A 24950-nucleotide genomic window follows, 5' to 3' on the forward strand; every position below is an offset into this window, starting at 1 on the left:
AAAGGGACGAGGACTTGTCATTAGTCTCGCGGTACCACCCTAGTTGTAAGTAAAAATTTTTACTTACCTCTTTAGCACTTGTAACGTCAGTGAACGGCAGGGATTAGCTGCACTCTGGAGTAGCTTTCGGCATTTGCTGCTGTGAGGATTTTTTCAGCCTAGAAATCCCTTTCTTGTCCACACACAAATACGTACTTTTTCCATCATCGTTTTTACTTTTTCTATCGAAAATTATAAAAAAAATCTATTGCGCTGTCAATTAGTACTAGTATGACTAACACAAACTAAGCAATCATTTTTTTGAAATATGCCCACATACCCCACGTGAAAATGACTAAAAAGGCGCTGATAGCAATAGTTGTATAGGGTGAATCCTGATAAGGTAAAGGTACATTCATACCAAAAAAGCTAGTAATTACAGATAGCGGCAACATAATTGTCGAAATGACCGTTAATAAATTCAGCTTTTCAATAGATTTACCACTGATTATTGAAAAATACGTATCAAGCGTGCTGTTAACTAAATCGCGGTAAGTCTCTGTAGAGTCGACAATCCGTTCTAGATGGTCATTCAAATCTTTATAGAATGGAATATTTTCTTCTTGAATATCAAATTTCCACTGGCCATTGGCTGTTGAAAAAATTCTTCTTTGTGGCATTATGGCCTGACGAATTAAAATAATTGTCCGCTTCAGTGCAAGAAATTCCTCAGTCACCACTTTCGGTTGATAATCATAAATCTCTTCTTCCAGTTCATCTATACGTGCTCGAATTCGTTCTAATACGGGGAAGTATTCGTCTGTAATTCCATCAATAATGGTATGCAATAAAAAATCAGTACCCTTTTCCAAATATTTTGGACTATTGATACAAACATTCTCCATGTTGCCTAGCCATTGCAACTTTTGTTTATGCACAGTCACAATATAGTTTGGACCCATAAAAATATTTAATTCAACGGTTGTAATTTCATTGTTACTTTTTTCATTATAGATTGGTGCATGAAGCACAAAAAATTTATAATCACCATAACTATCCATTTTCGGACGTGAGCCCTCATGTAAGCAATCCTCCACAGCTAGTGGATGAAAGCCAAATACATCTGCTATATTATTCAATTCATTATAACTATACGCATATAAATCTACCCATAATAAGTCTCCGTTATGAATAGGAAGTTGGAAATCCATCATATTGAAATCATGTTGGACTGTCTTGCTGCCGCTATTATAATAGTGGATTTTAATCATTGCATTTCACCTCGTGTTTTGTTATTGAGGGAAACAAAAGGTCATCCTTTATCACCTTTTGTCTGCGTCGGTGATCAGAAATCGATGACTTTTTATGTGTTTCCGTTTGCCTAAATGATACTTATTCGGTTCAGGACTACTATCCATTTCTCATCACCTTCCTTTCATAACAAAAACACGCCTTCTACGAATGAAGGCGTGTTGAATACACATATCAAAAAATAGCAATTAAAAACATTGCATGCTTGTTACCTTCAAACGTTGAGTTTTAGCACTATGCGGCATAGGAATATGTCCAGCTACGTTAAAAAACACCTTATTTCGATGATTTCTGTTGACCCATTGGCGTCTCTCGACATTTTTGGGTAGTAGCGTATCTCCAGCATAGGAGCCTCACCTAACGAAGGGATGTTATTTTTTTGTTCCTACACATCATAGCGGATTGCCTCAAAACTGTCAATCAATCATTTTTCAAAAAGTCTTCCACTCGTTGCACTAAATGCTCTCGTTGATAAGATTGATAGAGCAGGCTAGATAAACGCACAGGATCACCAAAGAAAAAGCGTTCGTACAATGTTTGCCTTGTGCCAAAACTACTCATCGTTAAATCCCAAGCTAAACGGAATTTCTTTACTCGCTCCTCACCTTTATCTTTGAATGATTGCAAATAATGTTCAAGGTCACCCTCATCTGCTGCAAATGCATGTTCAGTTGGTATGGACATCAAGCCACTTGCCCCTAGTTGCTGGATAATTTCCGTAAAAGTTGGATATACTTTCGGGAAAATTTGAATAGCCACTTGTAATGTTGAGAGATCAGGTCGAATAAAGCCAAACATATCCCTATGTGCATCCACTTCTGATTTGATTAACAATGCTTTCATCGTTTCTAATGGCACAATTACGTCCACTACTTTTTGTTGTACATGTTGGTAGTCACCGATATTAATAGTGTCCACAATCGATTGTACAACCCCTAGTACAAATTCAGTCTTGGCAATTTGACGAGACAACACTTGATGTAAACCGTAAGCCTGGAAGCCACTGACATTCATAAATTGATTTGCAACGTCGACATTTTCATAATAAAAAACGCGTTCCCATGGAACAACTACATCATCAAATACAACGATCGCATCCATTTCTTCAAAACGAGCACTCAAAGGATGATCAAAAGTAGAAGGTCCACCTACAAAAGACTGTCGACATAAAAATTTTAACCCCTTCGTATTACTCGGTATAGAAAAGCCAAATCCCTTTCCTTCATCATAGCCATTTGTAGATAAAACAAGAAGCTCATCTGTTATGCCACCCTGTGTCGCTAGTAATCTTGCCCCTTTAATGACTAAGCCCTCACTTGTTTTCCCAATGATTTTAGCAGCAATGGTCACTTCTTCATCCTCATAGTAATAGCGCTTGCGATTCACCTGTGGTTCGATAAAGGTATGTGTCATCGTAATATCATTCTCGCGAGCATACTCATAAAACTTTAGCAAATGCTCTGGAAAACAATTTGGCTTTTCTTTTAAAAAGTCTGCTGCTGATGCCAGGGCCATTAATGTTGTATTCATATAATCAGGACTTCTTCCCATAAAGCCATGGGAAGATAATGCCCATTCCCTTGCTGCATGGCGCCTTTTCACAAGATCTTCTGGCGTCATTACTTGAAGAAAGGACATGCCAACTCTCTGTTTACTAGTTGGCGATTCATAGGTCATTTTTTCAAGAAGTGCCTCTTGATGTTGTAAATCAAAAAGTTTCGCTTGACTCTGCATAATTCCTTTAAAGGCAGGATGTTCTGACACCTTTCCTGTTACGACTTTCCCATCTAGCGAAATATACGTTTTTAAAGCATCAATTCGTTCAATATACTGCTGCCCTGTCATTATTGGCATTCTGTCACCCCTATACATTCCCTATGTTTTTGTACTTATCTAGTATATGAAATGTCCAAATATTAGGTGACGATATGATCAATTAGAAAAACCCGATTAGACAGTCTAATCGGGTACTTATAGATAGATATATATTTTAGTCATCCAAAAAATCATATGGAGAGACATCATTCATACCAATCATTGGATGAATATAAGGGGCTGTTTCTACTGTTAGCTTTTGTTCAACGGAAACAGGCTCCTGCATCCCTTCATTATCTACTGGCACTGCCTCGACTTCCACAAGTTCTTCCTCAATTTCCATTGGGTTAAGTCTTGCACGTAAAGAGGTGAAACGCTGAAGGTCATCTGTACGTTGTAAACCATCCGCAAGCACATCTGGTTCACCACATAAAATCAAAAAGTTTTTAGCACGTGTAATACCTGTGTATAAAAGATTACGCCGTAACATTTTGGAATACCCTCTAACCACTGGCATAATGACCGTTTGAAACTCAGAGCCCTGTGATTTATGGATGGAGCAACAATAAGCTAGTGTCAATTGATTGAGGTCGCTTCGTTGATAGGTCACTTCAATGCCATCAAAGGATACGATCAGTAAATCTTGTTTTTCGATCGTCTCTTTCGCCTTAATAATACTAATGACCTCACCCATATCTCCATTAAAGACATTGCTTTCAGGTTGATTGACAAGCTGAAGAACTTTATCCTTTATTCGATAGGTGACATCCCCAAAGACTAGCTCTTTTCGTGTGCCAGTATCATTTGGGTTAATAAGCTCTTGAATCATTTTATTTAAATTATCTATACCAGCTGTTCCTTTGTACATGGGCGCCAACACTTGAATATTACGGATTTCCTGGCCCTTTGCGACAGCACTTTTGACAACTTGAGTTACAACGTTGGCAACTTGGTCTGCTGAAGCCTTAATAAACGAACGATCAGAGGTTTTAGCTGTTAACTCTTGTGGAATCGTTCCTTTTTTTATTTGATGCGCAAGTTCAATAATCGTTGAGCCTTCTGCTTGTCGATAAACATCTGTTAGCTCGACAGTTGGTAGCTGCTTGGATGCTAATAAATCCTTTAACACCTGTCCTGGACCTACTGGTGGAAGCTGATCCTGATCTCCAACAAAGACAACTTGAACATCTTCATGTAAAGCTTTTAATAATTGATGGGCAAGCCATGTATCAACCATTGACATTTCATCCACGATAATTAGCTTACCTGTTACTTCCCGCTCTGTTTCTTCCTCTTTTTCTTGCCCTGTAAAACCGAGCAGTCGATGGATGGTCATCGCAGGAAGCTCTGTTGATTCGGCTAATCGTTTAGCAGCACGTCCAGTCGGCGCACAAAGAATAATCGGAAAAGGCTCCTCTTTTTGAGCATACTCTTTTGGATTTAAGGATAGCCCATGAAGCTTTGCATAAACTTCTACGACTCCCCGTACAACAGTGGTTTTCCCCGTACCAGGACCACCCGTTAAAATCATAACAGCTGAATTTAAAGCCTGTTCGATGGCATTCGCTTGTGTTTCTGCATAGGTAACATTGAGTAGCTCCTCTGTTTCTCCAATGGCTTTTCGAATTTCATCTTTACTAAAATGTTCAGCCTTATTATTCCGCTCGATAAGCGATAAGATTTTCGATGCAATCCCTACCTCCGAAAAATAGAGTGATGGCAGATATAACCTTGTCTCTTCACCACAAATTTTGCCTTCTTCACGGAGTCCGATACAGGCTTGAGAAATATCCTCGAATGGTATCTCCTGTCGTTGGCTTTGTTCAAGCATTTCCTTAACGAGCGGTAAAACCTGTTCTGCATCTAGATAAACATGTCCATCCGATAAAGCTGCTGTATTTAAAATATGTAAAATCGCTGCTTTGACACGATCAGGATGTTTACCAGTTATACCTAATTTCGCACCTAGCTCGTCGGCTCGAAAGAAACCCACCCCTTCCACATCTTCAATCAAGCGGTATGGATTTTCTGTCAGTAATTCAATGGCTTCTGTTCGATAGGTTTGATAAATCTTCATCCCAAGCTGTGGACCAAATCCCCACTCATTCAATTGAATCATGACCCGCTCTAAGCCTAAGTTTTGCTCAATGGTGCGGTGAATGACTTCTTTTTTTTCAGCGGATAGACGCGGAACAGCATCGAGGGCACTAGGATCTTCTAAAATAACACGGAGTGCATTAGCACCTAGTTTTTCAACAATCGTTTCAGCTGTTTTTTTCCCGATCCCTACGAAGAGGTCACTAGATAAATAATGAATAATTCCTTGCTCAGTTGCAGGTACCTCTTTTGTAAATGTCTCAATTTGAAATTGAGCACCGTATTTAGGATGCTGTTTTAAAATACCAGTAAATCGATATTGTTCATCCATTTGTAGTGGGGGAAAATAACCAACAACAATAATCTCTTTATCTTCATATTGCAAATTCGTCTCTTGAATTTTCACACGTACAATCGAATACATATTTTGCGCATTATGAAAGATAGAGACGATCGGACGTCCGAGTATAAAAAATTTATTGAGTTCAAATAAATCTAAATGATCTGTCATGTTCGGTCCGTCCTTTCTTATAGTTTTCAATCCTTTTATTTTACCATAGCCACATGAAAATATCGCAGACAAAAATATATTCACATTGTTATTTTTACACTATTTTGACAAATGACAATTCTCTGCCTTTATCCTCCGTTCCATGCTATGATTAATATGAATTAGTTGCACGGAAGGATTGTGAAATTATTGGAATTTAGACCTTGCATCGATTTACACGATGGCAAAGTAAAGCAAATTGTAGGTAGCACTTTGGGATATACAAATCAAGCAGTTGTAGAAAACTTTATTTCTCAACATGATGCTAGCCACTATGCACAAATGTTTGCCCAAGATCGTTTAACAGGTGGACACGTTATTATGCTAGGCTCTGGTAATGAAGAAGCTGCCCTATCCGCTTTAACAGCCTATCCTCAAGGCTTGCAAATAGGTGGTGGCATTACGGCTGACAATGCTCAAAAGTATATAGACGCAGGTGCTTCGCATGTCATTGTCACATCCTATATTTTTCATGATGGTCAGCTCGATTTAGCGCGTTTAAAGCGCTTAAATCAATTAATTGGTAAAGAACACCTTGTCATTGATCTCAGTTGTAAGATGCGTGACGGAAAGTGGTTTGTCATGACAGATAAATGGACTACATTTAGTCACTTCGAAGTTAATGCTGCGTCGATTGCCTATATTGAAGATTTTTGTGATGAGCTGTTAATACATGCTGTCGATGTTGAAGGAAAAAAGGGTGGTATGCAGGAAAGCTTGGTACAGGATTTAGCTGCCTGGACATCTATTCCAACTACCTATGCAGGTGGCGTTCGTTCAATCGAAGACTTAGAAAAATTTAATCAATTAGCCCACGGAAAACTTCATGTAACCATTGGAAGTGCGCTCTCAATTTTTGGTGGCGATTTACCTTATACAGATGTAGTCGAATATTGTAAAAAAGGCGGGATCTTGTGAAGCTCATTTATAAAGATTATGTTTTTCCATTTCAAGAAACTAATTTAGAGAGAATCATAGATGGTAAGTATTTTAAAGTGAATAAAAAGGATCATTCTCTTGCAATTCATGTACAACTTGACAACGAACAAATGTTATTGGAATTTTCAAAATCACTAAAGGCAACATGTGGGTTCTTACGCGATCAAGAAACAGAGCCTTATATTGGAACCTATATTGATTTACAAATTTTCGTTGATGAGTTTAATAAGCGCTATAACTTAAATGCTGAAATTATTAGTTAAAACAAGGGGACAAATGGTTCCCTTTGTTTAACCTCAAACCCTCTTCTGCATTTCTTCCTTGCCCCTATTTCTGAAACCTTTTCATTGTCATGTGAGTTATATATTGTATAGCATAAACCACAGGGGGCTTACATGACTAAACTACATATTTTTTTCCTACCTTATTTTTATGCTTTCCGCTCTTCTTATAGAGATGATCACCGTGATCCCCTATGGTGTAGGCTTTCATAGTGGATACAGAACATGGTGGATAACTTTTGGTCCGTTTAATTTTTATATAGCTCGTATTAGTTTGCCTATATTAATTGTTTATTTATGGAAGCTTTCAATCAATAAAAATTTATCATTGACGATAGGATTGAAGTTCCTCATAGAAGGTATATTATTAATGAATCAGATGCAGGGCAAATCATTACGTTTGCTTGTGCATCAAACATTCTTTTATGGAGAGCTATAGAAAATTCCATTTTGAAGTATCTCGTTGCCATCACAGCTATACAAAAAATAAAAATTGAACAAACCGTAAAAGAAAGGATTTACAAACGATGAAAACTGAACTAGAAGTAAACACTTTAAAATCTTTTCAAACTGAATTAACACGCTTCTTTTTAGCTTACAAATTTGCTCTACAGGAAGTGGAAACGAAAATTAATATATTACAAGAAGAATTTAAGTTAATTCATGAATATAATCCAATTGAGCATGTATCTACACGTGTAAAATCACCTAAAAGTATTTTAACGAAGATGATGAAAAAAGAGCTTCCTCCATCAATAGAGGCTGTGCGTGAAAATATCCGCGATATAGCTGGTGCTCGCATCACCTGTTCCTTTGTGGAGGATATTTACAAGGTAAGTGCCATGTTACAAGCACAGCATGACATGGAAGTTGTTGAGGTGAAGGATTATATAGCCAATCCAAAAGAAAATGGCTACCAAAGCTTACATCTTATTATTAAAATTCCTATCTTTATGTCAGACCATATGGAAAAGGTCTATACAGAGATCCAAATTCGTACAATTGCAATGGATTTCTGGGCAAGCTTAGAACACAAAATTTATTATAAGTATAACAAAGAAGTACCAGAGCATATTCGACATGAATTAAAGGAAGCCGCACTACAAGCAGCTGAATTAGATCGAAAAATGGAGCGACTGAATAAGGAAATCAATATTTTAAAAGAAAATGAAGCCGAGCCTTCATTGCTAGACAGTACCCCCATCGCACATTTAGCGAAATACTTAACGGAACTACCTGGCAATCAAATAATTGATGACACTCTATTCAAAAAGTAAATTTATTCTATGGTTTAGTCGTCAAATGAAAAACCCACCTCACACGCTGCTTGATCACAGAATGTGAGGTGGATTTTACTTTTTGTTCACTATTGCGCTTTCCTTGTAGATTTCGTTGCTACAAAAAAGGAGAAAATAAGAGCACCAATAGCAAAAATAAAGGTAGCTATATATACATAACTGACGCCATTCGCAATAGTATCCTTTAAAAAGCTTACTTCTTCTAATTTAAACCCACCTTTTGCAAATTCACCATTTAATTGAATTTCACCTTTTCCTAATGAAGCCATTTTTTCACTCGTTGCTAGGTTGAAAATCATACCAAATAGTGCTGCACCAATCGCTTGGCTAAATGTATTTGTAAAAGAGTTCAAACCAATTGAAATACCAAGTTGCTTTGGATCTGCCACCTTTTGTATGGAAATCATCAACATCGGCATAATAAAGCCCATCCCTAGTCCAATTAATGATGATGCGAAATAAACGCTGAAATCACTAGAATCTGAAGATAGTCTTGCCAACAATAGTGTACCCGTAACAAGTAAAATCGTACCCATTTGGATAATGCGTTTATTTGTTAAACGACCGATTAAATAACCTGCCATAATCGAGTTCACCGTCCAAAAAATAGACATTGGTGTTAATAATAAACCAGCCTGCGTTGCATTTTTGCCTAAAACACTTTGAGCAAATATAGGAATATAAACGGTTACACCAATGACAATAGACATACCGCTTAAAGTTAATGCATTAATGACCATTAGTCGTCCATTTTTAAATAGTGTTAACGGAATAATTGGCTCCTCTGCTCGTAACTCCACCCAGATAAAAATACTTAAGAATACAAGAGCAACACCATACATTAGCAGCGATTGACCTGATAACCAGGTTTGTGTTTTACTGTTTTCGATAATAACAAACAGTAACGCAACCATGCCAATTGTAAAAAACACTGCACCTAGGTAGTCAATTTTACGCTTCACTGCCTCTAGTTGTTCTTTATAATGTTTAGCAATTAAATAAATAGAGGCTAAACCAAACGGTACATTAATGAAGAAAATAAAATGCCAAGATACTTGGTCAACTATAAAGCCTCCAAATAACGGACCTACTACACCAGAAACGCCCCATACCATACTTAAATAGCTTTGTCCTTTGGCACGCTCTTTTTCAGTCTTAAACAATTCACCAACCATTGTTAATGTAATCGGTAAAATTGAACCTGCGCCAATACCTTGAATTGCTCGAAAAACAATTAATTGCTCCATGGATTGAGCTAAACCACATAACATAGAACCTACTAAAAAAATAATGATACCAGTAATAATCATCCGTTTACGACCAAATAAATCGGCTAATTTACCAAAAATAATCGCCGCTATGGCTGAAGCTAGTAAATAAGCAGAATAAATCCAGCTTATTAAGTCTACACCTAATAAATCAGCCGTAATACTCGGAATAGCAGTACTAACAATAGTTCCCTCAATTGCAGCAAGTGCTGTTACAAGTAATAGTGCAATAAAAACTTTATTCATTCTGTCACCTTTTCCTTTCCTGCATGACATACATTACCAAGTTTGAACTAGAATTAAAAGAGAAAGAGAATCAATTTATGAAAAAATAAACAATTTTTTCTGTTTTACTAGATAAAATCAATAAAAAAGCAGCAAGAATGTTAATCAACATTCACTCGCTGCTTATTATCTATCAGTTAAATCGTTGAGCAATCATATCGTAAATATAACGCGCTTGGTCATATTCAGGTTGTAATGTAAAGGCTTGTTTCAAATGATACATTGCATCCTCTGTTTGTTCGGTAGACACGGCATATAGTACGCCTAAATTATAATGTGCATCTGCATTATTCCAATCCTGTTCAATTAAGAGATCTAGTTCCTTCTTCCCTTCCTCAAACATTTCTAATGCACATAACACTATCGCATAGGCTAAACGAATCTGTGTATCTTCTGGAGCAATTTCTACCGCACGTTGTAAATAAGGTAATGCCAATTTTGAGTTATCCAACCGTTCAAAGCATTTCCCCATCATATAATAGACATCGGCACCTTCAATATGATGTTTTAGCGCTTGCTCATATAGCTTCACGGCCTCGGCATAGCGTTCAGCATTGTAATATAAATTCGCTAGACCGTAATAGGCTGTAGCTGCTGATTCATCTACAGTGATTGCCTTTTGGAAGAAACGCTCTGCACGTTCAGTATCCTCTAATACGGCTAATAAATTGCCGAAATTTACATAGCCAAGAGCATTTTCAGGCTCTGCCTCTATTGCTTTTGTAAATAGTTGAGCAGCATCCTCATAACGTTTTTCTTGAAATGCTTGGATGCCCTGTTCATTATAATTCATTTGTTCTTCACCTCTATGTAGCGAAAGACTGCTTTTAGGAAGCCAAGAGGCCATAAAAGCAGTCTTAACGCAATTTATCCAACATATGTTAGTTTTTCATTACTTTTAAAGACTTCGTCAATTGTTCCGCCACCCATACATTCTTCTCCATCGTAGAGAACAACAGCTTGTCCTGGAGTGATAGCACGGACAGGCTCTGCAAAGGTAATATGGGCACGCCCATCTGGTAAAATTTCTACTTCTACTGGTGTATCGGTTTGACGATAACGGAATTTTGCTGTGCAAGAAAATTTCCCAGGCAATTTTTTTGTCGAAGTATAGTTCATTTTCACTGCTGTTAATGATGTTGAATACGAATATTCATTGTCAAAGCCTTGTCCGACAAGTAGAACATTACGCGCTAAATCTTTTCCTAGCACAAACCAAGGCTCGCCGTCCCCACCAATACCAAGCCCGTGTCGTTGACCAAGTGTATAGTACATTAAACCATCGTGTTGGCCCATTTCAACGCCATCCATTGTTTCCATTTTCCCAGGTTGAGCTGGTAAATATTGACTTAAGAACTCTTTGAAATTACGTTCACCAATAAAGCAAATGCCTGTTGAATCTTTTTTCTTGGCCGTAGCAAGTCCTGCTTCTTCTGCAATTTTTCGTACTTCTTTTTTCTCTATATCACCAATTGGGAACATTACATGCGCCAATTGCTCTTGTGATAATTGATTTAAAAAGTATGTTTGATCTTTATTATCATCAACGCCACGTAACATTCTAACTTCACCATCACCACTACGATCAATTCGTGCATAGTGACCTGTCGCTAAATAATCAGCACCAAGGTTCATGGCATGCTCTAAAAATGCTTTAAATTTAATTTCTTTATTGCACATAACATCAGGATTTGGTGTACGCCCTGCTTTATATTCTTCTAAAAAGTATGTGAAAACTTTATCCCAATATTGTTTCTCGAAATTGACAGCATAGTATGGGATACCAATTTGATTACATACTTTTATCACATCGTCATAATCTTCAGTAGCTGTACAAACACCGTTTTCATCCGTATCATCCCAGTTTTTCATAAAGATCCCGATTACTTCATATCCTTGTTGTTTTAACAAGTATGCCGCCACCGATGAATCTACCCCACCTGACATGCCGACAACAACTCGAATTTGAGAGGGGTCACGTGTTTCTTTCATTGTGGTCACCTTTTCTTTTATCTAATTACAGTTTATGTTTCAATATTCTACCGAAACATAACATTGGTATTTTGCAAATTATTTTTTAGCTAGCTTTTTCACAATTTGAGCCGTTTTTTCTGCCGCATCTCGAATATCCTTTTCCGTTAAACCCTGCCCAAAGCTGAATCGGATGGAGTTTCGTAGCTCCTCTGCACTTTGTCCAAACATTGCTACTAACACATGAGAAGGATCAATCGATCCTGCAGTACATGCCGAACCACTCGAAACATAAATACCTGCCATATCAAGGTTCACTAAAAACGATTCTACCTCCATGCCCGCAAAGCTAATATTTAAAACATGAGGCAACGAATGTACCTCATCACCATTTACATGAAATGCTAGCTTTTGCTGTGAAAAAACAGCAAGCATAATTTGCTTAAAGTGATTGTATAGTGAACGCTTTTCTTCACGCAACTCATTTGCAACTTGCACTGCTGTCGCAAAAGCAATAATGGCAGGTATATTTTCAGTACCTGCACGACGTTTTTTCTCTTGTGCGCCTCCAAGAGCATAACTTGCTAACGGTGTTCCTGATTTTTGATAAAGGAATCCAACACCTTTTGGACCGTTGATTTTATGAGCAGATACACTCAATAAATCCACCTGTAATTCATTTACATCAATGCGCTCTAAGCCATAAGCCTGAACCGCATCTGTATGGAAAGTGGCAGGATGCTCACGCAATAGCTCACCAATTTCCGCAATTGGCTGAATCGTTCCAACTTCATTATTTCCATACATAATTGTCACTAGAATAGTATCTTCACGAAGGGCTTTTTGGACATCCTCAACCGCGACACGCCCTCTTTGATCGACAGGTAAATAGGTCACCTCAAAGCCATCACGTTCAAGTTTTTCACAAGTATGTAATACTGCATGATGCTCTACTTGCGTTGTAATGATGTGTTTTCCTTCCTTTGCACGGGCATAGACAGTCCCTAAAATTGCCATATTGTCAGCTTCTGTGCCACCACTTGTGAAAATAATTTCCCCTGCTTGCGCACCAATTGATTTCGCCAATAGCTCACGTGCATCATCTAGATATTTTCTTGCCTCTCGACCTGCTTTATGAATACTCGATGCATTGCCAAATACCTCCTGCATAGCAGTCGTCATCGCCTCTATTACTTGGCCATTCATTGGAGATGTGGCCGCATGATCGAGATAGATATATGAATTCATGTTGAAAACTCCTTTTTATCAATTACACCTCGGCATAATTAAGTCAGGATTTTTTCGAGCTCGCTCGAAAAGCCCTTTTCAAACTCTGTGACATCCGCCAGAGGCTTTCGCTTGATTCAGTTAATGCTTGCAAAATCAATACAAGTATACCTCGCTCCTCTATGAGAGGGGAGTCTTCCGTACTTGGTGGTTCATTTTAGGACAAAAAACATTTCTGAATCGAGATAAAAGCACAAAACCCACATCACTCATCGTAAAATAGTTATTGAGATGTGAATCGTTCACAATCTCCCTAAAAGATGAAGTGAATGCAGGAGTAGCGCTTTAGCTTAAACTATTTTAAATATAGAACATGTAGCCTTCCACTACATTTTCTTCTGTATATTGTGCTAAATCTTCAATGGTCGTTGTATCTAACACATTTTTTACTGCATCGCGAATACGTAGCCATAACTCACGTTGAGGTGCTTCTTCATTTTCAATGCCCTCTACTGGTTGAATAGGTCCTTCTAGCACACTAATAACATGGGCCGCTGAAATTTCGCTAGGTGGATTAGCTAGCATGTAACCACCATAAGCACCACGTACACTTTTTACTAGGCCTGAATTACGAAGCGGAGATACTAATTGCTCTAAATATGCTTCTGAAAGCTCCTTTTCCGCAGCAATTTTACGCAAAGGAATTGGTCCTTCTCCATAATGCTTTGCTAATTCAATCATAATTGTAAGCCCGTAACGGCCCTTTGTTGAAATTTTCATTTTATCACCCTCAATTAGTCTAGTCAAAATACTACCAACAGTATATCATAATCTCCTCTTGATGAACTCGGAAATACACCTAGAAGGATATGATATACTAATTAAAGCGATATAAAATCGTTCAAAAGCTATATGAGTGCTTTATTTTAGCGTAAAAAAATGGATGAAGCAAAAAAATGACAACGACTGAAAGGGGAAGTTATTTTGCACAATGAACCACTCGCTTTTCGAATGCGACCTTTAACCCTTGATGAGATTGTTGGTCATCAGGATTTCATTGGTCCCAACACCGCCCTTTATAAAATGATTCAAAATGAACATGTCCCTTCCATGTTGCTATATGGAGAACCTGGAATCGGTAAAACATCCATTGCCAATGCCATTGCAGGAAGTTCCAAGCTCCCTTTCTTCGCACTTAATGCCACACGAGCTGGCAAAAAAGATGTGGAAGATATTGTCCAAGAAGCCAGAATTTCAGGGAAAGTGCTTCTTTTTTTGGATGAAATTCATCGCTTCAATAAATTACAGCAGGATACGCTGTTACCACATGTAGAAAATGGATCGATTGTATTAATTGGTGCCACGACAGAAAATCCGTATCATGATGTTAATCCAGCGATTCGTTCACGCTGTGGCGAAATTTATCAGCTAAAACGCTTAACGAAGGAAAATTTAATCGAATTAATCGAAAAAGCATTAGCTGATGAAAGACGGGGACTAGGCAAATATCATTTTGCCTTAACACCATCACAAATTGAACAAATTGCAGCCGCAGCAAACGGAGATGCGCGAAAGGCATTAACTTTGCTTGAATCCATTTATTATGCCAGTGACGAGGTGGATGGGCAAACGATTGCTGCCGACCATGTCATTGAACATCTCATCAGTCGAATTGGTGTATATGGCGATAAAAAAGGATCACATTTTTATAATTTACTATCAGCCCTGCAAAAATCTGTGCGTGGCAGTGATACCAATGCTGCTTTGTATTATTTAGCGCATTTATTGGAAACAGGCGATTTAGTGGCTGTCAGCAGACGCCTCCTTGTTATGGCCTATGAGGATATTGGTCTGGCTAATCCCGAAGTCGGACCTCATATGTTAGCTGCTATTCAAGCAGCCGAACGACTTGGATTACCAGAGGCACGTATCCCACTTGCAAGTGCTGTCATCGAAATGTGCCTTGCCTCAAAATCCAATTCAGCCATTGTGGCAATTGATGCTGCCATTAAGGCTATTCATGAAGGCAAAACAGGCGATATTCCACATCATTTGCGAGATGCTCATTACGAGGGTGCCAAAGATTTAGGACATGTTGGCTATCAATATCCTCATAACACACCGATTGGTACTTTTGGTGGTTGGGTAAACCAGCAATACTTGCCAGACGAACTTGTAGGCACTGAATTCTACAAGCCTGTTATTGCTGGTGAGGAAAAACGCATGGCCAGTATCTACGACAAACTCAAATCATTTCAATATAAGAAATAATAAAACAAAAGCAAAGTCACTATCTCAAGGAATTGAAATGACTTTGCTTTTTATCTAACAACAGGATAGGCTGCTCTAGCAATCATCCTGTAAAGCTCGGGTTATTTGTTGTGTAGCGTTCTTGGTAAAACAAATTTAATGGTTCTGCTAAATGTCGAAGTGATGGCAAAATGGATTCTTTTACATCTCCTTTATCTGCCTTACTATGCAAAAAGACAATTAAATTATACGACTGATACAATAAGCTCGCGAACTCTTGATTGTTTTCTCTTACCTCAAAGCGAATTGCTTTTACAGCAATTGCTTGTGCAATTTTTTGTTCTCTTGTTTCACAGGAGGGGTCCGTACTTAATTCATCATCCGACACTCTGTATAACCGTTTTAATGCACCATAGACCTCTTGATTTCCACTAAATCGATCTTTTAACCACTGCAAGACAAATTGCAAAAGAATCACTGCATAGATAAGGGAAAGACATTCATCGCCACGTGATTTTTTTGCCAAGCGTTGGAAATATTCTGCTTGTGTGACTAGTTCAAAAAGAATTAAACGAATTGGATAAAGCATGGCATGGCCGCTATTGATGTACAGCTTTTCCCGATCTCTATACATAGCCAACCAAATATCTTTGACCAATGAAATAGATTTCCTTGTTGAGAGCGCTAATTGACATTGAATAAGCTCCTGTTCAATTGTCGGTTGGATAAGCTGTTGAAATAATAGTTCATCTTCCTCACTAACTAATAAAAGAGGTTTTTCCAAATTCGCCAAATCTATTTCTATTCCATTTACAATCATTGCTTAGCCCCCTTCCAATAAGTTCTTACAGCGCGAGCACATATATTACCAATTTTCTAACTATAATTCGACAAAAATACATAAATACCTTTCAAGAAAATATGTCTTTTTACTTTCCCCACAATAAAAAAAAGAATCCACGCCACTAAAAAAGCAAGTAAATCACTCTCTTTCCACATCGAACATTGTAGAAAAAACTGATTTATTTACAATTAGTTACGTAGATTCTTGACGTATAGGCTATTTTCAGAAAATAGATAGTCTATTATTGTCTAAGGTCTAAGAAGAAAGTTCCTGATCAACAAATAATTTAAACTGTTGGAGACATTGCTTCACTTCACCTTTCTGTGACAGCACCTCGTTGCGTATGATTGTTGCTTGTTCTTCATCCTCTAGCACTTCAGTTAAAAGAGCAATGATATCTTCTAATAATTGCTCATTCTCTTCCTGCTCAATACTTGGTAAGGAATAGGCTGCTATTTTTAATAAATGCTCTACTTTTTCAGGCGTTTTTTGTAAAGCATTCGAAGAATAATAGGTCGATGCAGCTAAAAAGTAGCATAATTTTGCACAACAATCGATAAATAAATGCCAATACGTATTCGCTTTTGGTAATTCCCCTGCCCGCTGATTAACATATTCCTTATAATAGGTTGTGACTTGTATATATAAAGGATTCAATTCTCTCATGGCTTTCGGATAATTGTTGGATGTATCCAAATAGTCAAATACAATGGCATTCATTTTCTCTTGAAGTTTGACAATATCTAAATGATCACGAATTACTTGAATTTCCATTTCCCCACTCTCCCATATGTCATTTGCTGTTTAACTTCCTGGCTATTCACTGAGTAGCACCAAGCAAACCAAACAAACTGATCGATTATCTAATGGATGATTTAAATTATAGCAATAAACCATATGAAGTAGTGTGGACATGAAAAAAATAAGACAATTTCGTGAATTAATAGCATTTTATGTACATAAGAGAACTATTTTGGTAAAATTATACCCTTTGTACATAATCATCAAATAAGCATGGTTCGTTTGCTCGATCGATAATTTCAATAATACTTCCATGCACATATTTTTTAATGCGCTTTTGAGGTATATAAAAATAAGCATTGTTCATAATTAACCATTCACTTAATGTTAAATCACTACCTGATTGTTGATTCGTTAAGATTTTTTTGTGTCGCAGAACATCAGCCATTTTATAAAAACCATCTGACAATTCGTAGGCTGATACATCAAAATTAAAAATGGGGCTGACAACCTGTCCAACATCAAAAATATGTATAGTTTGGTTTTCTTCATCTATAGCTAACTCTACTGTGCTAATCTCGTCGAAAAGATTTAAACCTCTATATTCCATTTGATAAATTTTTTCCATTTGTATACGCCTCCTTTTTTACAACGGTCTAATTGTAACATAGAAAAAGTAGCTACCTCTAAATACAATTAAGGCAGCTACTTCTACGAATATGAACATTTATGCTGTTTTTTGACTATTACCAAAGCACGTAAATGGTATTAACCTTGTACGCGCGTAATTTTTACATCCTTTAGGATGGTATTGATTACCCAGCTTGCTGCAATTAAACCCGCTACGGACGGGACAAAGGCGTTAGATGAAGGCGGCATCTTTGCTTTGCGAATTGCTGCATCAGGCTTACCTACATGTTCGACAACATCTGGACGTACGACAATTGGACTTTCATCTGAAAATACAACCGTAACACCTTTATGAATTCCTTCTTTACGTAGCTTTGTACGAATGATTTTAGCCAATGGGTCTGTATGTGTTTTTGAAATATCTGCAATTTGGAAGCGAGTAGGGTCCATTTTATTTGCTGCACCCATGCTTGAAATAATAGGGATATTACGCTTTAAGCATTCCTTCATTATATGAATTTTATACATCACTGTGTCACTTGCATCGATCACATAATCAATGCCTTGTGCAAAAAATTCTTCATAGGTTTCTTCCGTATAAAACATGTGCATGTCAATCACTTCACATGCTGGGTTAATATCTGCAATACGCTCTTTCATGACAGCTGATTTTGATTGACCAACTGTTGATAGGTATGCGACAAGTTGTCTGTTAACATTTGTGATATCTACATTGTCCTTATCAACTAAAATTATACGGCCGATTCCGCTTCGTGCACATGCCTCAGCAGCAAATGAGCCAACGCCCCCTACACCAAGTATAGCAACCGTTGTATTTTTTAATTTCTCGAGACCCTCTGTACCTACTGCGAGCTCGTTACGTGAAAATTGATGTAACATCCTGACACTCTCCATCTATGAAATTTTATTAGTAAACCTAGTTATATACTAAGATAAAATCAAAACCTATCTTACATTTTATCATGTTATTGTTCAAGAGAAAAATATAAAGAAAAAATCAAAATTGCCTACGGAATATGTAAGACCACCATAAAGAAAAGAGATTGATGACTCAATCTCTTTTTCACTCTTCTTTACTTTGTAAATCCAAATGTTGACCATGGTTGAATATGTGTCAATAAAAATTGTTCTTCCTCCACAATGCGAGCTACGACATTACTCGATCCTGTATTCGGAATGTCCTTTAGCACAATCTGTAGCTCTCCCTTATAACGAACATCTAAATTATTATCAATCGTGACATCTCCTGTTTTTATTGGCCGTATATCATGCACAGGAAAATCTCCATTTTTATATTTCACACGGGATTGGGTGCTCCGAATCACGTATTCAGACACATCACCTCGATTAAAATGAGGCTCTTTATAAAGAATCGTCTCCTCTAAAATGCTCGTGTCTTCAGACTGGACAACCCTTAACTCAAGCTTATTACGATTTAATTGTCCTAATGCATGTAGTTCTTCCTCAGAAGCAAACATATTGCCAATAATACAATCGTCAATTAACCCCGTATGCCATAAATCTTTCGCCTGTACAGTGATTGGGAGATGACGGTGTTCCTCTAATGTAGGTAACCCGTGCTCTGTTTGCTCCCAAGGTCCAAATTGACCATGTTGCGAGGAGATCATCGCTGCTGTCCTCACATTGTGTGCTTTAAAGTGTTGAGACGTTTGTAAAAAATGCTGACAAGATAGCCCAGTAAAGCGTCTTGGATAAAAATTATGACAGCCAATAATGTTCTCCTTATTGGGCTGATAAGAGAGAATATTATCTACATACTTCGTACCATTACTAATGTTTAATTCTATTTTTAGATTACTTGCATCAAGCGACATCAATGCTTCTTCCTGACCTGAAAACCCCATATCTAAACGTAAGGCTGCCAAATAATAATGTTCTTTTAAATAGCCAATATCCCTATAGGTTAACCCTAAATCATCAAAAACACCTGGTGCAATATCAGCGGATATGTCAAAGCCTAGGCGTTGGGCAAATTCATTGATTTGCTGTAACTTTTGACGCTCCTCATCCTGTTTTAATGACATTAGGCATGTGAAAATACGATCAAAGCCATTGTCATGAGCCAGCTGAACATAGCGCTTCATTTCCTCTAGCGTACTATGCTGCGGATATAGCGAGATTCCTAATCTTTTCACTTCAAACCCTCCGTTAATTTGACGCTTATACTTCTACTTTTTGTCCTCTGGATTCCACTACAGATTCCTCACTCTGTGCCTCTAAAGCAGCTTTTTGCTCATTCTGCCTTGCCATACGGTTTGCCATCGAGATAAATGGCAGATAAATACAAACAGCGATGACAATTAAGGCCATACTCAAAACAGCACCACGCCAAGATTGAGTTGCTAAAAATCCATTAATAATTGGCGGTGTTGTCCATGGTGGTGAGACGGTAGCAGCTGGCACCCAGCCCCATTTCGTTGCAAAGAATGCGATGGTTACATTTATCATTGGTGTCAAAATGAACGGTACGAATAAAACCGGATTTAATACAATTGGTAACCCAAAAAGTAATGGCTCATTAATATTGAAAATCCCAGGTGCTGCAGATAATTTCCCAACTGTATTATATTGCTTATTCTTTCTAGCAAATATGAAAATCGCAATAATAAGTGCTATTGTCGTGCCAGAGCCTCCCATATTAATAAAAGCATCAAAGAATGGTTTATTGACAATGTAAGGCGCAACTTTACCAGCAGAGATAGCTGCAACGTTTTCGTTTATAGCGGGTAAATTAATCGTTTGCATGAATGGTTCGATGATATTTGCTCCATGTACGCCAAGTGTCCATAAAAATGTAGGTATAAATGCCAAAATTAAAGCGGCTAGCCATGTATTTGTTAGACCCATAAATGGCTCTTGAACCGCAGAGTAGAAGGATCCGACAATATCAGGTATATCAAAACCTGCTGAAATAATTGTACGTACTATAGCAAATATTCCAATCGTAATAATGGCAGGAAGTAACGCAGCAAATGATTTGGCAACAGCTGGTGGTACACCCGTAGGCATTTTAATTAGTAGCTTAGGATTGCCAGACAATCTACAAAACAATTCTGTAGAAAGTAGTGCAACAATCAGAGCAATAAATATTCCACCCGTACCTGTTGTTAAGCCGGTTAATCCGCCTTCCCCGAAAGTCCCAAATGTCATATAGCTTGATAGACTAATGACCCCAGCAGACAGCCCATCTTTTTGATAACTTTTTGCAAGATGATAAGCAACGGTAAAGGCAAGTAACAGTGAAATGATATTAAATGTAGCACTCCAAATATTACCGCCGAATTGAGTCCATGTCTCATGTTTCCAAATGGCATCGAGTGCATTTTGATAAAAATCGATAGGCAAATTGTTAATAAGTACAGCCAAAGATCCCACAATCGTTAAAGGCATAATCGTAATAAATCCGTCACGAATGGCAACTAAATGACGCTGATTCCCTACCCTAGCAGCAACCGGTACAAACTTTTCTTCTAAAAAACGGAACACTCACATATAAACTGTACCCTATAAGATAGACACTTTGAAAAAAGTCTATCCTATAGGGTACTTTTGTTTATAATGAGAAAAAAGATGTTGGGGTAGAGTGAAATGACCAAAAGATATTTTACGAAAATGGAACAAGAACAACTAAAATGTAATCCAAATGTGCAAGCAGTTAGCGAGAAAGCGATCACATATACTGACGAATTTAAACGTCATTTTATTGCGGAAAATGAAAAAGGTAAATTCCCAAGAGAAATTTTTGAAAATGCGGGTTTAGATGTTGAATTAATCGGTATAAAACGAATCGAATCTTCAGGCAAACGCTGGCGAGCTTCTTATCGTAAAGCAGGTGTCGGAGGTTTACAAGATACACGTAAAACAAATTCAGGTAGACCTTCCGAACGCGAATTGACATTAGAAGAAAAATTGAAGCGTTTAGAGGCGAAAAATCGGTTACTTGAAGCAGAGAATGAATTGTTAAAAAAGCTCGATCTACTCGAAAGGCAGATGTTGAAGAAGAAATAAAAATCGCTACGACACTAAAATTTGAACTCATCCATCACACGATGAAAAAGTATAAATTAAAGCGTTTAGTCAGCTATTTATGTGATGTGATGGGTATATCTCGGTCTGGCTATTACAATTATTTTTTAGAAAAATCAGCTCAGAAGCGTGTGGAGCAAGAACAAGCAGATGAAGTGGTAAAGGAAATCATTTTAAAAGCGTATCATTTCAGAGGGCGAAAAAAAGGAGCACGTCAAATTAAAATGACGTTAGAAAATCAATATGGAATTACGTACAATCTGAAACGTATTCGCCGTGTGATGAAAAAATATCAGATTATCTGCCCGATTCGAAAAGCGAATCCAACTCGACGTATGGCAAAAGCAACGAAAGAACATCGTACGTGCCCAAATGAATTACAACGCAACTTTAAACAGGGTATGGCCGGAAAAGTGTTACTGACAGATATCACCTATTTAACGTATGGAAGCAGTAAACGCGCTTATTTATCAACGATTAAAGACGCTGAAACGAATGAAATTTTAGCGTATGAAGTGTCGTCTTCATTAAGTATTGATATTGCCCTCAATACGCTTCATCAATTGAAGAAACACCGCCATTTAACGGAAGATGCCTTTATTCATTCGGATCAAGGATTCCATTATACCAATCCACAATTCCAAAAACTTGTGAAGAAAATGGGGTTAGGACAATCCATGTCTCGCCGTGGAAACTGTTGGGACAATGCGCCACAAGAATCATTTTTTGGACATTTTAAAGATGAAACAACTATCGAGAAATGTGAAACATTAGAAGAAGTCAAACGAGAAATTAAGAGTTATATGATGTATTACAACCATTATCGAGGGCAATGGCATTTGAAAAAGCTGCCGCCTGCAAAATACAGACAGCAGCTTCAACAAGTTACCTAGCTTTTTTTAAAATGTCCTTTACAAAGGGTACAGTTTAATACACTCCCTTTGCTTTTTATTTATAACATCAAAATTTGATGTTACTCCCCTTTGATTCGTTCATATAGCTCAATCATTTCCTGTGCTAAATCGCGAAAAGTAATGGCATTCATTAAATGATCTTGCGCATGAATTAATAACATCGAAACCTCTACTTTTTCTCCCCTTGCTTCTTGAGACAGTAAGCCCGTTTGGGAATGATGTGCATCAATTAATGACTCATTCGCTAGGTTAATTTTTTCTTTTGCTGCCTCAATGTGCCCCTTTTTTGCTAGTTGAATAGCTTCCATACACTCACTTTTCGTATTTCCACTATGCACAATCAGTCCCATAATGGACTCCATTAATGCTGTATCTTCCATTCCCCTTTGCCCTTCTTTCATCCAATTAGTAGTAGTGCCTGTTTCAGGACATTTTCACCGTTCATCATGCCATAATCCGCCATATTGATCACATCGATTGGAAAGCCCTTATCCTTATATTTTGTTTCAAAGGATCCTTTTAAATATCGAACCTGTGGGCCTAATAAAAGAACATCAGCCTTCTTTGTCGCTAGGATCTTTTCAACCTCTCCCTCAGCAATGGCGAAAATATCGGCTTCAATATTTTGCTCTTGAGCTGCTTTTTGCATCTTGGACACTAATAAACTAGTACTCATACCCGCTACACACACTAACATGATGTTTTTCATTCGATACACTCCTTTTATTTTCTTCGATTGTGTAATCGCTTACTTATTTTGAGAATAGCACCTATTGGTATATACCACAATATAAATTTTACATTAAATTTATATTAATCAAGTTATTTACAAAATTGGGCTACGTTACTTTTATCGTAAAATTAATGGTTATACTCAACTGGTATAGTCCAGAAAAAAAGCCAAAAAAATTTCAAATTTTCTTATTATTCACTACCTAAAAATACTCATAAAATGCTGGCTTTTCAGTAGGGAGTGCCCGTTGCCACTGTTCGATAATTTTTTCTGCCGTAGGTTGATTAGCATAGACAACCGTTTCTTTGACGGAAAGATATCCTACCATCATCGCAGAAAAAAGATTAATTGGTAGTGTTAGCATATGCTTGTCAGAGACTGAATTTGTCTCAATTATTGAGACCTGACCATTTTTATTTATTTGATAAACATGCTCATTCCAGAGACAAAATGGATCTTCAATACGAATGGTTAATGTTTCTTGAATATCCTTCCACGGATACTGCTGCATAAATGCGAAAACATCTACTACTCTAATCATCACATCCTGTTTGACTTCTCTTTTGAATTGTGGCTCCTTGAAATAAAAGCCAAAAGGATAATGATTACTAGTAACCCCGGTTATGCTACTGACACTCGCTGCATGAGATGTCACATAACGCCACATAGCTTGTTCGGCTAAGTGATTTGCTACAACAAAATCTTGGATAGTAAATATCCCATCTTGAATCGTATAACGAATATAGCCCTCTATATTATTGTCTTGAAAATAGACTGCAAAGTGACTATCTGGGCTCCTTCTCTCAATTCTTTTCCACCATCCTTCATCCCTTACCATGCCACCATTTTGAACAATTGCCAGTGCATTATGAAAATCTTTAATCATCTGAAAAAGTGCAGGATCTAACCATTCAAAGCTCATTCTTTTCATGACGTCTACTTGTTTCCCTAAAGAGGGAAAAAGCGTCTGAGGAATTGTATAATGGAGCTTCTCAAAAAATAATTCCCAACCAAAATAACGATAGAAGGACACAGAAAATGGTGCTAATACTGAAATCGTTTGTCCATTGTCTCGCATTTTTTGTAGCGCTTCTGTCATAAGCCTTTTGATAATACCCTGCTGTCGATACTCAGGATACGTTGCAACAAAGCCGATGCCTCCCATTTTATAAGAAACCCCATGAACCGTTATATTTAACGGCAATATTAAAAGCTGACCAACAACTTTATTATGATCATAAGCACCTAATGTCGTGCTTTGCTCAATCCAATAATGAAAATCTTCTCGACGAGCCCCTGTATACTTATTTGGAAAGCAATAGTCTCTCAGTCGATGAATCTGCCCATAATCATTAGGCGAGACGATGTGAATGTCCATTTAACCACCTCTTAATTTCCAATATTCAGACAATTAGTTATAAGATTCTGTTGCAGTGGTATGATCGTAACCACTGCAAGAATCTTTTATTCCTCTTGCCATTCTTCTCCTATTGCGTTAGACAACATGACTTCGGTAACAGTTTGAAATAATGTTGCCACATCTGGCCCCTCTGCTGAAATTTCCACTACACTTTCTGGTTTAACACCTAATGACATCACGCCCATAATAGACTTTAAATTAACGGATTTTTCTTTGTATGTTAATTTAATATCATTTTGGAATGGTGTCACTGCAGTAACAAGTAATGCAGCAGGTCTGGCATGAATACCTTCAGGAGATGTAATCTTATACATTTTCTTCATTTACCA

23 protein-coding genes, 1 riboswitch and 1 other annotated feature (1 of these 25 only partly in view) are annotated in these 24950 nt (G+C 37.5%); of the genes, 5 read left to right on the forward strand and 18 right to left on the reverse strand.

The window, feature by feature from the left end; genetic code table 11:
* Nucleotides 1-216 (reverse strand) — a binding site (T-box leader); it reaches 1 nt to the left of the window's first position.
* 68 nt (nucleotides 217-284) lie between these two features.
* The 3 genes from MHB39_RS15780 to MHB39_RS15790 all read right to left on the reverse strand — a co-directional run bounded on the left by MHB39_RS15780 (nucleotide 285) and on the right by MHB39_RS15790 (nucleotide 5713).
* Nucleotides 285-1250 carry a magnesium transporter CorA family protein gene (locus tag MHB39_RS15780; RefSeq protein WP_342544495.1) on the reverse strand — a complete coding sequence of 322 codons (966 nt, stop codon included), beginning with the start codon at nucleotides 1248-1250 and terminating at the stop codon, nucleotides 285-287.
* Nucleotides 1251-1496: 246 nt separating this feature from the next.
* A riboswitch (M-box (ykoK) riboswitch) is annotated at nucleotides 1497-1662 on the reverse strand.
* 48 nt (nucleotides 1663-1710) lie between these two features.
* Nucleotides 1711-3144 carry a 4-hydroxyphenylacetate 3-monooxygenase, oxygenase component gene (gene hpaB / locus MHB39_RS15785; protein ID WP_339280186.1) on the reverse strand — a complete coding sequence of 478 codons (1434 nt, stop codon included), beginning with the start codon at nucleotides 3142-3144 and terminating at the stop codon, nucleotides 1711-1713.
* Between the two features lie 136 nt (nucleotides 3145-3280).
* Nucleotides 3281-5713: an ATP-dependent RecD-like DNA helicase gene (locus tag MHB39_RS15790; RefSeq protein ID WP_315056825.1), complete on the reverse strand. Its 2433-nt coding sequence runs from the start codon at nucleotides 5711-5713 to the stop codon at nucleotides 3281-3283.
* A 189-nt stretch (nucleotides 5714-5902) separates the two neighbouring features.
* Between MHB39_RS15790 and hisA the strand changes: the two genes are divergently transcribed.
* The 3 genes from hisA (at nucleotide 5903) to MHB39_RS15805 (ending at nucleotide 8249) form a co-directional block, all read left to right on the forward strand.
* Nucleotides 5903-6670 (forward strand): phosphoribosylformimino-5-aminoimidazole carboxamide ribotide isomerase, encoded by a 768-nt coding sequence (hisA, locus tag MHB39_RS15795; protein WP_048392137.1) that lies wholly within the window; start codon nucleotides 5903-5905, stop codon nucleotides 6668-6670.
* Nucleotides 6667-6954 carry a hypothetical protein gene (locus MHB39_RS15800; RefSeq protein WP_048392136.1) on the forward strand — a complete coding sequence of 96 codons (288 nt, stop codon included), beginning with the start codon at nucleotides 6667-6669 and terminating at the stop codon, nucleotides 6952-6954. Before hisA ends, MHB39_RS15800 begins: the two co-directional genes overlap by 4 nt.
* Nucleotides 6955-7499: 545 nt before the next feature.
* Nucleotides 7500-8249: a GTP pyrophosphokinase family protein gene (locus tag MHB39_RS15805; RefSeq protein WP_048392669.1), complete on the forward strand. Its 750-nt coding sequence runs from the start codon at nucleotides 7500-7502 to the stop codon at nucleotides 8247-8249.
* A gap of 89 nt (nucleotides 8250-8338) precedes the next feature.
* Here the strand turns inward: MHB39_RS15805 and MHB39_RS15810 are convergent, their stop codons facing one another.
* From MHB39_RS15810 to MHB39_RS15830, 5 genes are all read right to left on the reverse strand, one after another.
* On the reverse strand, nucleotides 8339-9784 hold the full coding sequence (locus MHB39_RS15810) for an MDR family MFS transporter (protein WP_066036483.1): 1446 nt from the start codon (nucleotides 9782-9784) through the stop codon (nucleotides 8339-8341).
* A 172-nt stretch (nucleotides 9785-9956) separates the two neighbouring features.
* On the reverse strand, nucleotides 9957-10616 hold the full coding sequence (locus MHB39_RS15815; RefSeq protein WP_342544500.1) for a tetratricopeptide repeat protein: 660 nt from the start codon (nucleotides 10614-10616) through the stop codon (nucleotides 9957-9959).
* Between the two features lie 74 nt (nucleotides 10617-10690).
* A complete protein-coding gene (gene mnmA / locus MHB39_RS15820; protein ID WP_036076246.1) occupies nucleotides 10691-11815 on the reverse strand; it encodes a tRNA 2-thiouridine(34) synthase MnmA in 1125 nt (374 codons plus the stop codon).
* 78 nt (nucleotides 11816-11893) lie between these two features.
* Nucleotides 11894-13042, reverse strand: coding sequence for a cysteine desulfurase family protein (locus MHB39_RS15825; RefSeq protein ID WP_016991616.1), 1149 nt, complete (start codon nucleotides 13040-13042; stop codon nucleotides 11894-11896).
* 339 nt (nucleotides 13043-13381) lie between these two features.
* A complete protein-coding gene (locus tag MHB39_RS15830; RefSeq protein WP_004226809.1) occupies nucleotides 13382-13801 on the reverse strand; it encodes an Rrf2 family transcriptional regulator in 420 nt (139 codons plus the stop codon).
* Between the two features lie 204 nt (nucleotides 13802-14005).
* On the opposite strand from MHB39_RS15830, the gene MHB39_RS15835 reads away from it, so the two are divergent.
* Complete coding sequence (locus tag MHB39_RS15835) at nucleotides 14006-15292, forward strand: replication-associated recombination protein A (protein ID WP_016991617.1); 1287 nt, start codon at nucleotides 14006-14008, stop codon at nucleotides 15290-15292.
* A gap of 82 nt (nucleotides 15293-15374) precedes the next feature.
* Here MHB39_RS15835 and MHB39_RS15840 read toward each other — a convergent pair whose 3' ends face one another.
* The 6 genes from MHB39_RS15840 to MHB39_RS15865 all read right to left on the reverse strand — a co-directional run bounded on the left by MHB39_RS15840 (nucleotide 15375) and on the right by MHB39_RS15865 (nucleotide 21014).
* Complete coding sequence (locus MHB39_RS15840) at nucleotides 15375-16091, reverse strand: hypothetical protein (RefSeq protein WP_016991618.1); 717 nt, start codon at nucleotides 16089-16091, stop codon at nucleotides 15375-15377.
* 279 nt (nucleotides 16092-16370) lie between these two features.
* Nucleotides 16371-16889, reverse strand: coding sequence for a hypothetical protein (locus tag MHB39_RS15845; protein WP_016991619.1), 519 nt, complete (start codon nucleotides 16887-16889; stop codon nucleotides 16371-16373).
* Between the two features lie 208 nt (nucleotides 16890-17097).
* On the reverse strand, nucleotides 17098-17484 hold the full coding sequence (locus tag MHB39_RS15850; protein WP_112118171.1) for a hypothetical protein: 387 nt from the start codon (nucleotides 17482-17484) through the stop codon (nucleotides 17098-17100).
* A 140-nt stretch (nucleotides 17485-17624) separates the two neighbouring features.
* Nucleotides 17625-18386, reverse strand: a complete 762-nt coding sequence (locus MHB39_RS15855; protein WP_016991621.1) for a tRNA threonylcarbamoyladenosine dehydratase — start codon at nucleotides 18384-18386, stop codon at nucleotides 17625-17627.
* A 194-nt stretch (nucleotides 18387-18580) separates the two neighbouring features.
* Nucleotides 18581-19663, reverse strand: a complete 1083-nt coding sequence (locus tag MHB39_RS15860; protein WP_342544505.1) for a MupG family TIM beta-alpha barrel fold protein — start codon at nucleotides 19661-19663, stop codon at nucleotides 18581-18583.
* A gap of 25 nt (nucleotides 19664-19688) precedes the next feature.
* Nucleotides 19689-21014: a PTS sugar transporter subunit IIC gene (locus tag MHB39_RS15865; RefSeq protein ID WP_016991622.1), complete on the reverse strand. Its 1326-nt coding sequence runs from the start codon at nucleotides 21012-21014 to the stop codon at nucleotides 19689-19691.
* Nucleotides 21015-21116: 102 nt separating this feature from the next.
* Here MHB39_RS15865 and MHB39_RS15870 point away from each other — a divergent pair.
* Nucleotides 21117-22447 (forward strand): IS3 family transposase gene (locus tag MHB39_RS15870; RefSeq protein ID WP_339280167.1). Its coding sequence is split into 2 segments (ribosomal slippage): nucleotides 21117-21498 and nucleotides 21498-22447, totalling 1332 coding nucleotides; the frame shifts between segments, so codons are not numbered across the junction.
* 80 nt (nucleotides 22448-22527) lie between these two features.
* Here MHB39_RS15870 and MHB39_RS15875 read toward each other — a convergent pair.
* The 4 genes from MHB39_RS15875 to MHB39_RS15890 form a co-directional block, all read right to left on the reverse strand.
* Nucleotides 22528-22848 (reverse strand): PTS lactose/cellobiose transporter subunit IIA, encoded by a 321-nt coding sequence (locus MHB39_RS15875; RefSeq protein ID WP_016991623.1) that lies wholly within the window; start codon nucleotides 22846-22848, stop codon nucleotides 22528-22530.
* Nucleotides 22849-22865: 17 nt separating this feature from the next.
* Nucleotides 22866-23177 carry a PTS sugar transporter subunit IIB gene (locus MHB39_RS15880; protein ID WP_258859811.1) on the reverse strand — a complete coding sequence of 104 codons (312 nt, stop codon included), beginning with the start codon at nucleotides 23175-23177 and terminating at the stop codon, nucleotides 22866-22868.
* Nucleotides 23178-23403: 226 nt separating this feature from the next.
* A complete protein-coding gene (locus MHB39_RS15885; RefSeq protein WP_312127210.1) occupies nucleotides 23404-24579 on the reverse strand; it encodes a GNAT family N-acetyltransferase in 1176 nt (391 codons plus the stop codon).
* Between the two features lie 86 nt (nucleotides 24580-24665).
* Nucleotides 24666-24944, reverse strand: a complete 279-nt coding sequence (locus MHB39_RS15890; RefSeq protein ID WP_258859809.1) for an HPr family phosphocarrier protein — start codon at nucleotides 24942-24944, stop codon at nucleotides 24666-24668.
* Nucleotides 24945-24950 lie beyond the last annotated feature (6 nt).

Source organism: Lysinibacillus sp. FSL K6-4013 (assembly GCF_038630435.1).
Taxonomy (GTDB): domain Bacteria; phylum Bacillota; class Bacilli; order Bacillales_A; family Planococcaceae; genus Lysinibacillus; species Lysinibacillus boronitolerans.

Coding starts and splice junctions, on each gene's coding strand:
- MHB39_RS15855 (WP_016991621.1), bottom strand. CDS start 18,386: ATGTTACATCAATTTTCACGTAACGAGCTCGCAGTAGGTACAGAGGGT.
- MHB39_RS15810 (WP_066036483.1), bottom strand. CDS start 9,784: ATGAATAAAGTTTTTATTGCACTATTACTTGTAACAGCACTTGCTGCA.
- mnmA (WP_036076246.1), bottom strand. CDS start 11,815: ATGAAAGAAACACGTGACCCCTCTCAAATTCGAGTTGTTGTCGGCATG.
- MHB39_RS15890 (WP_258859809.1), bottom strand. CDS start 24,944: ATGAAGAAAATGTATAAGATTACATCTCCTGAAGGTATTCATGCCAGA.
- MHB39_RS15805 (WP_048392669.1), top strand. CDS start 7,500: ATGAAAACTGAACTAGAAGTAAACACTTTAAAATCTTTTCAAACTGAA.
- MHB39_RS15850 (WP_112118171.1), bottom strand. CDS start 17,484: ATGGAAAAAATTTATCAAATGGAATATAGAGGTTTAAATCTTTTCGAC.
- MHB39_RS15840 (WP_016991618.1), bottom strand. CDS start 16,091: ATGATTGTAAATGGAATAGAAATAGATTTGGCGAATTTGGAAAAACCT.
- MHB39_RS15830 (WP_004226809.1), bottom strand. CDS start 13,801: ATGAAAATTTCAACAAAGGGCCGTTACGGGCTTACAATTATGATTGAA.
- MHB39_RS15780 (WP_342544495.1), bottom strand. CDS start 1,250: ATGATTAAAATCCACTATTATAATAGCGGCAGCAAGACAGTCCAACAT.
- MHB39_RS15790 (WP_315056825.1), bottom strand. CDS start 5,713: ATGACAGATCATTTAGATTTATTTGAACTCAATAAATTTTTTATACTC.
- hpaB (WP_339280186.1), bottom strand. CDS start 3,144: ATGCCAATAATGACAGGGCAGCAGTATATTGAACGAATTGATGCTTTA.
- MHB39_RS15825 (WP_016991616.1), bottom strand. CDS start 13,042: ATGAATTCATATATCTATCTCGATCATGCGGCCACATCTCCAATGAAT.
- MHB39_RS15845 (WP_016991619.1), bottom strand. CDS start 16,889: ATGGAAATTCAAGTAATTCGTGATCATTTAGATATTGTCAAACTTCAA.
- MHB39_RS15880 (WP_258859811.1), bottom strand. CDS start 23,177: ATGAAAAACATCATGTTAGTGTGTGTAGCGGGTATGAGTACTAGTTTA.
- MHB39_RS15875 (WP_016991623.1), bottom strand. CDS start 22,848: ATGGAAGATACAGCATTAATGGAGTCCATTATGGGACTGATTGTGCAT.
- MHB39_RS15815 (WP_342544500.1), bottom strand. CDS start 10,616: ATGAATTATAATGAACAGGGCATCCAAGCATTTCAAGAAAAACGTTAT.
- MHB39_RS15885 (WP_312127210.1), bottom strand. CDS start 24,579: ATGGACATTCACATCGTCTCGCCTAATGATTATGGGCAGATTCATCGA.